Origin of the sequence: Bacteroides fragilis (assembly GCF_019583405.1) — a bacterium.
Classification (GTDB): domain Bacteria; phylum Bacteroidota; class Bacteroidia; order Bacteroidales; family Bacteroidaceae; genus Bacteroides; species Bacteroides fragilis_B.
The window spans coordinates 144,222-157,483 of sequence record NZ_SZUU01000009.1 but is presented as its reverse complement, the minus strand read 5'-3'; the positions used below and the strand labels follow the sequence as shown (position 1 = coordinate 157,483).

The window sequence follows — 13,262 nt, the reverse complement described above, 5'->3', positions numbered from 1 at the left end:
TGCTTTTACAATTGGGCGCAAAGTTACCATTTATTTATCATATTCTGAACTTCTTCGTTCAAAATTTCACCAAATTCTTCAAATTTCATGCTTCCCTTGTCGCCTTCGCCTTGTCGACGAACAGAAACTTCCCCATTTTCGGCTTCTTTCTCACCGACAATCAGCATATACGGAATGCGTTTCATCTCATTGTCACGTATTTTACGCCCGATTTTTTCATTGCGATCATCTACAATAGCACGAATTTCTTTCATCTTCAGATAAGTTTTCACTTTCTCTGCATATTCATTGAACTTCTCACTAATCGGAAGAATAACTACTTGTTCCGGAGTCAGCCATAGCGGGAATTTACCGGCAGTATGCTCAATCAATACAGCGACAAAGCGTTCCATAGATCCAAACGGAGCACGGTGAATCATTACCGGACGATGCTTCTGATTATCCGATCCCATATATTCCAGTTCGAAGCGTTCCGGCAGGTTATAGTCCACTTGAATAGTTCCCAACTGCCAACGGCGACCAATGGCATCTTTCACCATAAAGTCCAATTTAGGACCATAGAAAGCTGCTTCACCATATTCAATCTTCGCTTTCAGCCCCTTTTCTTCGCAGGCCTCAATGATAGCTTGTTCAGCCTTTTCCCAGTTATCATCACTACCAATGTATTTTTCACGGTTCACTTTATCGCGCAAAGAAATCTGTGCTTCGAAGTTAGTGAAATCCATAGAACGGAACACAATTGAAATAATGTCCATCACACGAAGGAACTCTCCCTTCACCTGATCCGGACGACAGAAAATATGTGCATCATCCTGCGTAAAACTACGTACTCGAGTTAATCCATGAAGTTCACCGCTCTGTTCATAACGGCAAACAGTACCAAATTCAGCAATACGCAAAGGCAAATCTTTATACGAACGCGGGAAATTCTTATAAATTTCACAATGATGAGGACAGTTCATCGGTTTCAGGAAGTACTCTTCACCCTCTTCCGGTGTATGAATGGGCTGGAATGCATCTTTACCATATTTTGCATAGTGCCCCGAAGTTACATACAATAACTTGTTGCCAATAGGCGGAGTAATCACTTCCTGATAATCGTAACGGGTCTGTATACGGCGCAAGAAGTCCTGTAAGCGCAAACGCAAAGCAGTACCTTTCGGCAACCACATAGGCAATCCCTTACCCACCGTATCAGAGAACATGAACAACTGCATCTCCTTACCAATTTTGCGATGGTCGCGTTTTTTAGCTTCTTCCATTAAAGCCAGATACTCATCCAGCATCTTCTTTTTCGGGAAAGTGATACCATATATACGTGTCAGCATCTTACGATCTTCATGGCCACGCCAGTAAGCGCCTGCCACAGAAGTCAGCTTTATCGCCTTAATAGGAGCAGTTGTCATCAAGTGAGGACCACGGCAAAGATCCGTAAAATCACCTTGTGTATATGTAGTTATATGTCCGTCTTCCAATTCGGAAATCAGCTCACATTTATATGTTTCTCCACGGTCGCCAAACATCTTTAAAGCATCGCCTTTTGCAATATCCCGACGCACGACAGCCTCTTTCTTTGCAGCCAACTCAGCCATCTTCGCTTCAATAGCAGGCAGATCAGCCTCTTTGATGACAGCCTCTCCCGGATCAACATCATAGTAGAAACCGTTTTCAATTGCCGGACCTATACCGAACTGAATGCCCGGATACAGTTCTTGCAAGGCTTCAGCCAGCAAGTGTGCACTTGTATGCCAGAAAGCATGTTTACCTTGCTCATCTTCCCACTTATAAAGTACTACCGAAGCATCTTCATTGATGGGACGTCCTAAATCATAAATCTCACCGTTCACTCCACACGCCAGTACATCTTGCGCCAGACGCGAACTGATACTTTCTGCAATTTGCAGTCCGTTTACCCCTTCGTTATACTCACGAACAGAGCCATCAGGAAATGTTATTTTTATCATAATGTTATGTTATATTTTTCGTTATTGCACGCAAAAATAAGGATTTCTTTTTGAGTTTACTATTTTTTATCTAAAAAATGTTATTCCGGCACTTCTGTAAATCGTTTCAGAATATTATAGGCCGAAACAATGCCCAACTCACCTGCTTTACTTAAGTCAGCTATTCCATTCTTATTGTTACCCAAGAAAATATGTGTCAATCCACGATTAAAATAAGCCTCTGCAAACTCTTTATTCAGTTCGATAGCTTTGTCATAGTCCGCAATTGCCGCACGATAATCTTTCAACATGGCCAATACATTGGCACGGTTATAATACGCATAAACAAAATCAGGGGCTAAAGAGATCACATGATCCAAGTCACTTTTCACGATATCATAGTCCAAGGCACTGATTTCTGACTTTGGTGGAGCGGATATGCCCGACAGCGTAGCAGGCGTTGCCGAAGCGGCATTAGCTTCTTCCGCCTTTTGATATTCCAGTTGTTTACAACGCACCAAAGAACGCATAAAATAAGCAGGGAAGAAATTATCATCCAGCAAAATGGCCTGAGTCAAGTCCTCAATGGAACTGGCAAAGTCCTGTACCAAATAGAAATCAAGCGCACGTGAGAATCGTATCCGCGCATCCTGAGGATTCTCAACAATAGCCGACGTATGTGTATCGATCAGCGCAAAATGGAACTTAACCTGTTCTTCGGTAAGTGGTGACTCCATATTAGTGATATACAGACGTTTTGGTAAGATACCGGCACGATTCAAATCATCAATGTATTTATAATAATGCACAGTCCGTTTCACATCACTCATCTTTTCGTAATAGGTAAGAGCGTACATCGGTTCCATCTTGATATTAACATTACGATCTTGTACTCTACCCCGAATATCACTCTTATATTTCTGCTCTACCTCAGAATTATCTGCGATGACGATTTTCCGATAATTATTCATATCCTTATCGGACTTCTTACGAGTTTTGCTCTCCTCTTTCTTATTGCCTTTTTTATTATCAGCCACCGTTTTATCGCTATTATTTACTCCATTTTGCTTGTCAAATTGCGCTTTCATTACTTTAAACTCGTCCATTTCAGCACCTTTACGGTCGCCGATCTTTCTCCTTGCCTCTGCACGCTGATAATATCCGGCCAAAAAGTTCGGATACATATCAATCACGGTGGTATAATCCTTAATAGCTCCCCGGTAATCCCCCGTTTGTGCACGAAGTAATCCCCGGTTAAACGTAGCCATCATGTTATCCGGCTCTATTTGCAACACAAAATCAAAATCTTCAATAGCCCGGTTGTCGTCTCCTACCTGTGCCCGAAGCAAGCCACGATTATAATGTCCGATAAAGTTATTCGGATCAATATCAAGCGCCAGATCATAATCACTCATGGCTCCCCGCAGGTTATTCTGATGGAAACGGGCTAAAGCACGATTAATATAATTCCCCGCATTTCTGGCATTCAAATGCGTTGCATGATTTAAGTCCGATTCAGCCTCGGCATACTTCCCTTGCTGCAACCTGACGATGGCCCGGGAAGCCCAGGCATCAGGATCATATTTATCCATCTCAATGGCTGTATTAAAGTCATTCAGGGCACGTAACGTATCCTGCTGCTTCAAAGCCACCTCTCCTCTCATCAGATAGGCTCTTGTATATTTGGGAGCAACTGCCAGTAATTTACCCAAATCATCTTCAGCAGCCTTATAGTCTTCTTTCTGTATATGGCATAAAGTCAGATTATGCCAAAGCGTAATATTTTCAGGGTCAAAATGAAGTGCTTTCTTATAATCTTCAATAGCCCCATCGTACTTGTTCTGTTTAATCCTTGCGAGCCCACGAATCTGATAAGCACCCACTACAAAAGGATTCCTGTCAATGGCCGCATCACAGTCATCTTCAGCTCCCTGATAATCATCCAGGTTGATCTTGGCAAGCCCTCTGAAAAAATAGGGTTCATACAGGTAGGGTTTTGCATTGATCACTTGATTAAAATACTGAATGGAAAGGACATAGTCCTCAAAGTATAACGCGTTTCGGGCAATCATCATTACCCTGTCTGTGTTTATCTGAGCATATATAAATGTAGGAAACAACAATAATGCTGCTAATATCTTTTTAATCATCGGCTTCTGAATACTTTTTAAGTAGAGCAAAAGTAATGCTTTTCATCTATTAAACAGGGATAACGGACAACTTTTTATATTTTTTGATTATTTTATAGGACCCCTCCATGCAGATATTCAGTAGTCTATACACCTTCTTAACACCTATTAACCTCACATTCATTATTAATTTACGATTATTTCGTAGATTTGTAATATGCCTATAAATCAATATATGAAACGGATTACCCGAAAATTAAAAATACAGAAAGAAAGACACCTGTACAATATTGCAAACAGGGACTCTTTTATACACAAAATAGTATCAACATGAAACAAAAATCACTTCTTTTACTACTACCTTTCCTACTGCTTTCTTGCGGCGGAAAGAAGAACAGTGACCAGTCGTCCGAGGCAACGGTCCAAATTACAGAGCCAGAATTCCCTCAAATCGTACCTTTCGAAACAGGTATCGAAACAGAACGGGAAATACTACTGAGTGAAATAGCCGATTCAATACGGTATATCCCGCTGGAGACAAACAATAAATGCCTGATAAGAGGGTTAAAGGGAACCAATATCATCCAGACAAAGGAGTATTTCTTCCTACCATGGCTCGATAAATTATTTCAGTACACAAAAGATGGTAAATTCATACGGACACTGGGCCGCAAAGGCGGTGGACCGGGTGAATTTAACTGGATCATGCAGATTGACGTGGATGAAGAAAAAGGATTGGTCTACATGCTAACAACTACAGGAAAAATCAATATCTACTCTATGGAAACAGGTAAATTCATCCGTGCAATGAAAGTTCCTAATATAGAAGTTAGTGAGTTTGCGATGTTACGTGTTCAGGATACAATTGCCGCAACATTCATGCGCAATAATAACGGAAGACGAAAAGAACGTATTTACCTTTCCAACCTGAAAGGTGATACGTTGCAAATCTTCAATCGTTGGGACCTATTTGAGCTAAACAGCCAATATCGCTGGATGATCAGTAGTGATATAGATCGTTATATGTTCCATTACGAAAACCATACCTGTTATAAAGAATATTATAACGACACTCTATTCACTGTCACTCCAGAAGCTTTAGAACCCCGATATATATTCCAGATGGGCAAATACTCATTACCGATGGAATGCAGGTTTGAATATCTGGATGGAAACGGAAAGCGTTTTCAGGAAATGGCCGCTCCCTACATACAGTACAATACCATAGAGACTGACTCCTACATATTCATGCCTTATTCTAATTGGGCAGGAGAGAAAGCGCGAGAAAGACAAATGGCTATTTACGACAAAAAAGCCAAAAACTGTTTCAAAGTAGCCACGGGCCATATAAAAAATGACTTAACTCCTGGTTTACCATTACGCCCGATAACGGCACTTGACAGCCATACATTGTTATATGTATGGGAAGCTCCTGAACTCTTAGAAAAAGCGGAAGAAACGCCTTCCATCCTTCAAATCGAACAGTTGAAAGGCTTAAAGGAAGACGATAATCCGGTAATGATGCTGGTATATTTAAAGCAACCATAACCGAGTTCTTTTAAGAAAAACATCAAATAGCCGTTACAGGATATTTGAGATACAGCCCTAAAAAAGTAATGGGTAAAATTGATTTATATGATCAACTTTACCCATTGCTTTTTATTCCAAAATCTCAGGTATATCACTTCACCTGCTTCATCTTATAGGAGCTACGTGCCTTCCCTTTCAGCATCGTGTTCAATTTTCCTTTTATCATTTGCTTACGCAAAGGAGAGATATGGTCTATGAACATTTTTCCATCCAAATGATCAAACTCATGTTGCATAACCCGCGCCAGAAATCCTTCCACCACTTCATTATGCTCTACAAAATTCTCATCCATATATCTTACGTGTATCTTGCTACCTCTTTTTACAGACTCGTGGATACCCGGCAAACTAAGACAACCTTCCTCCATAGATACTTCCTCACCCTCTACCACATCAATATGGGCATTTATATAAGCCTTGCGAAAATCTTTATATTCGGGATAATCCTCAGAAAGCACATCCAGATTAATAACAACGACACGAATAGGCAAGCCAATCTGAGGAGCGGCAAGTCCTACCCCGTCAGCATGATCCATCGTTTCAAACATATTTTCAATCAGTTCCTTCAGATTCGGATAGTCCACAGTTATATCTTCCGCTACCTGTCTGAGAACCGGTTGACCATATACATAAATAGGTAAAATCATATCTTAAAATTATTCTTTTTAATTATTCTCTCTTTTTACAAACGCTTAGTTTCCAAATAAGATTGCAAAATAATAGTTGCACTAATTTCATCAACCAATGCCTTGTTTTGCCTGTCTTTTTTCTTCAGCCCGGCTTCAAGCATCGTACGATGTGCGAGGACAGAAGTGAAACGTTCATCTACATATTCCACAGGCATATCGGGCAAACGTTTTTTTAACGAACGCACAAAAGGTTCTATATTCTTCATATTCTCAGAGACCTCATTATTCATCTGCTTGGGCAGACCTATAATAATACGTTCCACTGATTCCTGTTTGACATAATTAGTAATGAAATCCAGAAGCTCGTGTGTAGGCACGGTTGTCAAACCGTTAGCGATGATCTGCATCGTATCACTCACAGCTATCCCTGTACGTTTCCGTCCGTAATCTATTGCTACTATTCTACTCATATTTGGATTGCAAAAATACGATTAAAATTTGGATTATCGCCTATTTAAGCAACAAAAAGGGTATCCGAACAACGGGATACCCTTTCTAAAATTTATCGGACTATCGTCCTTATAAAGTTGTATTATTCCAGAATCACAACGCGGTTCAGGAAGTTCTTGCCAAACATATTGGCAGTACCACCGAAGCCGACGAGTTCAAGCTGATCCTTGCTTACACCTTCTTTGATAAGTGCATCGTAAACAGCCTGTGCACGAGCTTCAGACAGTTTCTGGTTCCACTTAGCGCTACCGGTAGCCTTATCTGCATAACCTGCCACCTTGTATTTCTTATCCGGATTAGCCTTCAAGATCTTGGCAGCTAACTGGATGTTAACCATACCATAGTCATCGATCTTAGATTTACCAATCTGGAAGAAGATAGCGCGAGGTCCGGCTACTTCGATTTCCTTCACCACTTCTTTGGTTACAGGTTTCACGTTAGCCAGTGCGTTCTTAGCATCAGCCAGGTCAGACTGAGCTTTAGCCAACTCACTTCTGTAACGGTTCAACTCTTCATTGATAGCGTTCTGATCTACCTGAGAGCCACAAGAAACAAATCTCTTGCCACCGAAAGTGTAAGTCACACCGGCAGTCAGAGAAACAGCACCGTCGGTATGAGCAGAGCTGATATTACCAAACGGAGACGGAGAAACTTCCCCTCTTGCTTCAATGTTGATGTCCAAGTATTTGTTGATATTGAACTGTCCGGCCAAACCAACAGAACCGTTAATCAATGCATTTACTTTATCCTGATCGCCATAAGCTTTGGCAAATGTCAAACCGGGACCTGCAAAAACAGAAACGGTGAACAAACGATCCGGATTGTAACCGCCAATAGCATTGGACAAGTTAAACATACCGTCTGCACGCATAGTGAAGTAATGTTTATTCTTGCTCTTAATATAAGTATCGGCAGGCTGTCCATAGTTAGAATACAAGGTAGTCCATGCACCGGCCACCTGACCACGGATACCCCAAACCGGATTGAACAGTTTACCAACTGACACATTGATCAGCGGAGTTATGGCTTTACCAAAGCCATAATCAAAGTTGTCCGGGTTTACACAACCCTGAGCGCCAACACCTACACTCACAAAGATATTGTCCTTGAAGCTTTCGCTGTAGAACGTCTCTTTAGTCTGAGCAGTAGCTGCAGTAGCACCGGCCAACAATAAAGATAATATTACTAATTTACTTTTCATTGTTTTTTGTTTTTAAATATTTTCAACTCTTTTAGTTTCTTATTTGCTCCGACCCACCCGCTTACTTCAAATAGATTTTATAAGTAAGTCCGCCGGTAAAATACTTCATTCTTTGCAATTCTACCTGCGCATGCAAATGGTTGAAAAGCAAATAGGTAGCACCAAACGCGAAGTCCTTTGCATCATATTCTGCGATTACTGTCAAATCAGGAGCAAAAGATGGAGCATAAGTGAGCCCTCCGGCTAATCCATTCAAGCGGTAATCCACTCTTCGGTTGTACAGATATGACAGATGTACACCTATCTTCTCCTTTCCAACCGGGATATGCTTGGTGGCTGCGACATAAAAACGGCAAAAATAGCCATTACCATCGGCAGAACCTACTTGCCCATCGCCTGACTCGGTATAAGGATCAGAAGTTCCCACTACAACAGCCGGCATGTACTTCCACAATTGTCCTTCTTTCAAAACTCGCAAACGGGCAGAAAAATACCTGTCCTGATTCGTAAACTTCTTCTTTCCGACCTTCCAATCAATCCCTATCGTCTGCGACTGAAACAACGTACATGTATAAGCTATTTCCAGCCAAGGAAAGATAGTTACGTTCAAAAAGTAATTATACGTATGGTAATCCCATGTAGGAGGAGTTATCTCCTTATTTAAAAAATTTCCACCGATCATTACCGTCTTATCCCGTTGCATCTCTGCTGACGGGGCATGAAGCAGACCGGTAGTTCCGTACGTCAACTGAGCCGAAAGTGCCAAATGACAGCAAAGGAACAAGCCCATAAGAAGTATCTTTTTCATCATTACCTGCAAATTCTATACTTTCGGTTCAACTCGTACTTTTTAATTCTCAACAATTACTTTTACCTCTGATTAGTCGTTAGATCCACCACCGGCATTCGGGTTGAAGCCGTGAGAATCATGAGAATCATGAGAATCGTGGCTGTAATAGTTAGGATAGATCATTACGCCCTTCTGATAAGAAACGATACCTTCATAATATTTGCCAGAGATCAGGAATGTCAGTTTCTTAGAAACCAATTGTCCTTTAATAGTATAACCCAAGATGCTATAACCATTCAATACACTAATCCGAGTATAACCGATCTTCTGAACAAACCCTGCATTCATGTTCAGAGCCTTAGCAGCGTTTGATAAGAATGCTTTCTGAATATCAGCAGAAACAGCACCATCAGCTCTTGTTACAGGAGCAGCAACTTCTTTTACATCACCTGTTAATTCACAACCTTCATTATAGAAATAAGGAACCATAGCCGGAGCATCCTGAATAGGATTCGTAAATTTCACCGGAGTAATAGCAAGAATAGAACCATCAGCAAGAACTTCAGGAGTAGTTTCACCAACTTTCATTTCGCCTGCCATTTCAAGAGTCTCATCCAATGCTTTTTTCTCTTCGGGTGTAGCTGTAGTACCAGCAAGCATATCGGTTACAGTTGATTCAGAAGGTTTAGCTACCTCTACCGCCTTATCCGCAACCTTAGTTGCTTCTCCTTCATTGATATCAGTCTCAGGATCTGTCGGAGGAACTACCGGAGGAATAACTGCGGCTTCAACTGAAACCAATGCAACATTAACAGTAGCAACACTTGTCTGACCATCACTTACCTGATTCAGATAAACTTGTCTTGTAACGGAATAGTATCCGTCTGCTGAAACGACTAAAGCATAACCTTCTGCCTTGTAATCAACTTGCTTGTTAAAAGAGCTAGTAACAGATTCGCCACCCAATGTAACCTTAGCAGTAGTCAAAACCTGACCTGTAGTTGCGTCAGTAATAGTACCGGCAATATAATACTTTGCAGGGGCTGGTTTTGTTGCTTCATCAACTTCTGCTTTCTCGTAGCAGCTTGTAAACAGTGTACCGCAAACTGCCAAAACGGCTAACGCTAACTTAGCGCCATTACCGAAAAATTTACTTTTCATTTTCATCTCAATAAAATTAAAAATTTAATAATTCTGATTTTACAAAATATGGATTAAAACTATTATCATTCATTACATTATCACTTGCCTGCGAGTTATACCCCTTACCATATATGCGCTCATTGCCTGCATTATATTGGAATCCGAAATTATTAGGCATTACTCTTGGGATATACCCCTTTCTCTTATATTTGTATGGAGGCAAAGCTATCTGAAACAAAAAACCTCCATTCAGTCCTTTATTACCTGCATGTTGCACTTTCATTCCATAAAAGCCAATAGAGGCGTAGCGAAAATGGCGAACCATATCAAAACGGACTCCATATTCTTCCTCCAAATATCGCTCTCCTTTTAAACTAAACTGTGTATTGTATTTCGGCCAATAGAAATTTGCTCCGATAGAACCGGTCAGAGTCCATTTGGTACCATGATAAAAGGCCCAATCTTCAAAATACCCTCTTCCGGTATACCCAATACGCGCATCCACCGAGAAGCGCTCGTCTTTAAAGAAGTGTTTTGCTTTTAAATCACCTCCCCAGCGAAACTTGTTAAAAAAACCGACTGAGGCAGTCAGAAATGTACGTTGAGGCAAACGTACTGTCTGTGACAAAGTTACAAATCCGGGACGGATCTGCTTATACCTTTGACCATAATCATTATAGATAGGGAAAATCACTTGTCCGGTCAGTTTCATTCCCTTCCACAAAGAAACCTCTATGGCAGGAGAGACATTAACCACAATTTCATAGACCTTAGACAAAATATAGTTTCTGAATAATAATTCCGGATATACCACTATATCTACCTTAAACAAAGAACTGTTTTGCTTCTTAATACGTCTTGCCTGCCTCCATCCTTCTCCTAAGTCATAACTCACATTCCAGTCAGCCCGACTGGCTTCAGCAATACTATCTCCCTTTATTGGTTGATAATAGAGAGATATCTGAGGTATATTATTGTCCAAAACTATTAACCTACATGGCTTATTTTCTGGTAAACCCATTTCTTGAATCAAATCAACAGCTTTACCTATTCCGACTCCTTCAAGACGATAGGCTGAATTCTGTATCACAAAAACCCGCTCTTCATTGTCTTCTGTCCACCCTACGTTCTCAAATCCCATTTTCACCAGTGCATCAACAGTAGCCTCTCCTGTTTGACATACACCTTTCAAGGGAAGTAAACAGAATGATATGAGTAAAATTCTGAGCAAAGTAGCGTCAATTGTTATGTTTTTCCTCATGTAAGGGCTTTTGTGATTCATTTGTTTGTTTTAAAACTTATGCACCCTAAAAAATATAGATGCAAAATATGGTGCAAAAATAGACACAATTTTAATAACACCAAAGAGTTTTACATGTTTTTTCGCAGATTTGTATCAGTTTTTTTTCATTCAGAATCTTACATACTTAAAAATAGACCCAAAAAACTATTTATAATCTTAAATAATATCCATCGCATATTTTAGAATCACTGATATAACAAGTTATATGGACGAAGAAATGATAAAATAAAATAGAAATATATATTAATGCCAAATTTCGAATAGAATACCGCTATATTACAAATTTACTAAATCCGAGTAAAATCAAGTAGTAGCTAATCTAACCAAATGTACAATTATTAATAACTAAGGCAGAAATGCATAAGAAAGATCACAATATATAATAATGTATTCATATATTAATATAAACCTAACTATATAAAGTGATTGAATTAACAATGTTAACTACAAAACAGCCAATTAGATTCTAAGATTCACAAAGTTAACTTTATGTATTTACGAAGTTAATATCTTGCGTTTACAAAGTTAACTTTAACACTGTGTTAAAGTTAACTTTGTAAACGCAAGATATTAGTATTTAATGTCACTGTTTGTCAATAGCTTATGTTTTATTAGTTGTTTATTGTTATTCCACGACATTCGGGCATAAGATTGAGATTCACTTTTTCGCAACTACATACCCAAACCATTTATCATCCTTTTAGGTAATATCCGGAATCAGATCAATAGCTTTCTCTTTGCTTTCATCCACTATCTTGGCATATATCTGAGTTGTTTGAATGTTGGTATGTCCCAAGAGTTTGGACACAGTATAAAGATCAGCACCAAGGGTAATCATCATTGTGGCATGAGTATGGCGTGCCGAATGAAATGTGATATGCTTTTGAATGCCGGCCCTAGCAGCCCATCTCGGCAATATTTCATTAGTCCTTCCTAAACTGATCAGTTCTTTGAATACTTTCTCTGTATCCAGAGCCTTTCCACGATCCGGGAGTTGTTTTAAAGCTTCATTACTCAAAGGAAGCGAAAGGATTTCTTGAGTTTTTTGTTGTATCATGTGTAGTTCTATTTTCCCCATCTTATTTTTTTTCAGGTTCCCCCATGTAAGTGCCACTATATCACTATGTCTCAACCCACAAAAACAACTAAACAGAAAAGCTTTCTTCAAGATCTTATTATGAAAATCCGTTTGCGATAATGTTTTAACTTCATTGATAGTCAAAAAAGCTCTTTCGGTCCTTTTACGTTTCGGTTTTTCTTCTTTTTTTATCTTATCCATCGGATTAGAAGTTATAATTTCGTCAATTACAGCGCTATTAAGGCAATAATGAAAAACTTTATAATAATATACTTGAGTATTGGCACTTATATACTTTATACTTTTACAATGTTCCTGAGTTGCAGTTTTTAAATACTCAGTAAAACCAAGTATATACTTTTTATCTATCTGCCTAAGCTTTATACCTAATTTATCATAACGCTGGAGATGATATATCAAAGTATACATAGATACTTTCCTTGAAGTCTTTTCTATATCCCTGTCTGCCAAACACTTTATATAATCTATCAGCGTTATATCTCTTTTCTCCTTTTGATGGTTAAAGCCATATATTCCATTCTGCAATTCCACAATTCTTTGGGCTTTCACCGCATTGGCAAGCTTCATGGTGCTCTGATTCAAATCTTTATCTTCCCGTGTATACTCGGGTATTATATATAATTTTAAAAACTCGTATCGTCTCTTTCCATCTATATAAATATCTAAATATATAGATTCACAACCATTCGACAGGCATTTGGTCCTAATTCTAACTGGTTCTTTAATCCTTACTTCTTTTTTCATATTATTTGCTTGCATGTAATTAGTTATAAATATAGACATTATTTCGTTATAAGTAACAAACAGGTAACAAAAGTCTCAGAAAAAAGATTTCTAAAGAAAAATGATTAGACAATATCCGCCTATGCAGCCCAATTAAAGTTCTGTTTTTTAATACATTACAAATTTCACAAAGATTCTTTATG

At 39.2% G+C, this 13,262-nt stretch carries 10 protein-coding genes; 1 reads left to right on the top strand and 9 read right to left on the bottom strand.

Features of this window, described 5'->3' with window-relative positions; genetic code table 11:
* Window positions 1–23: 23 nt before the first annotated feature.
* Entirely contained in the window at window positions 24–1,964 is a 1,941-nt protein-coding gene (gene thrS, locus FDF36_RS17470) for a threonine--tRNA ligase (RefSeq protein WP_220392217.1), read from the bottom strand.
* 80 nt (window positions 1,965–2,044) lie between these two features.
* Window positions 2,045–4,093: a tetratricopeptide repeat protein gene (locus FDF36_RS17465; protein WP_220392216.1), complete on the bottom strand. Its 2,049-nt coding sequence runs from the start codon at window positions 4,091–4,093 to the stop codon at window positions 2,045–2,047.
* Between the two features lie 309 nt (window positions 4,094–4,402).
* Here FDF36_RS17465 and FDF36_RS17460 point away from each other — a divergent pair, with 309 nt between their 5' ends.
* Entirely contained in the window at window positions 4,403–5,620 is a 1,218-nt protein-coding gene (locus FDF36_RS17460) for a 6-bladed beta-propeller (RefSeq protein ID WP_220392215.1), read from the top strand.
* 133 nt (window positions 5,621–5,753) lie between these two features.
* Here FDF36_RS17460 and def read toward each other — a convergent pair whose 3' ends face one another.
* From def to FDF36_RS17425, 7 genes are all read right to left on the bottom strand, one after another.
* Window positions 5,754–6,308 (bottom strand): peptide deformylase, encoded by a 555-nt coding sequence (gene def, locus FDF36_RS17455; protein ID WP_005786565.1) that lies wholly within the window; start codon window positions 6,306–6,308, stop codon window positions 5,754–5,756.
* Window positions 6,309–6,343: 35 nt separating this feature from the next.
* Window positions 6,344–6,760, bottom strand: coding sequence for a Holliday junction resolvase RuvX (ruvX, locus tag FDF36_RS17450; RefSeq protein WP_005786562.1), 417 nt, complete (start codon window positions 6,758–6,760; stop codon window positions 6,344–6,346).
* Between the two features lie 122 nt (window positions 6,761–6,882).
* Window positions 6,883–8,001: an OmpA family protein gene (locus tag FDF36_RS17445; RefSeq protein WP_005786560.1), complete on the bottom strand. Its 1,119-nt coding sequence runs from the start codon at window positions 7,999–8,001 to the stop codon at window positions 6,883–6,885.
* Between the two features lie 61 nt (window positions 8,002–8,062).
* Window positions 8,063–8,812, bottom strand: a complete 750-nt coding sequence (locus FDF36_RS17440; RefSeq protein WP_220392214.1) for a YjbH domain-containing protein — start codon at window positions 8,810–8,812, stop codon at window positions 8,063–8,065.
* Window positions 8,813–8,881: 69 nt separating this feature from the next.
* Window positions 8,882–9,958: a DUF3869 domain-containing protein gene (locus tag FDF36_RS17435; RefSeq protein WP_220392213.1), complete on the bottom strand. Its 1,077-nt coding sequence runs from the start codon at window positions 9,956–9,958 to the stop codon at window positions 8,882–8,884.
* A gap of 10 nt (window positions 9,959–9,968) precedes the next feature.
* Entirely contained in the window at window positions 9,969–11,216 is a 1,248-nt protein-coding gene (locus tag FDF36_RS17430) for a hypothetical protein (protein ID WP_220392212.1), read from the bottom strand.
* Between the two features lie 721 nt (window positions 11,217–11,937).
* On the bottom strand, window positions 11,938–13,080 hold the full coding sequence (locus tag FDF36_RS17425) for a site-specific integrase (RefSeq protein ID WP_220392211.1): 1,143 nt from the start codon (window positions 13,078–13,080) through the stop codon (window positions 11,938–11,940).
* Window positions 13,081–13,262: the final 182 nt, after the last annotated feature.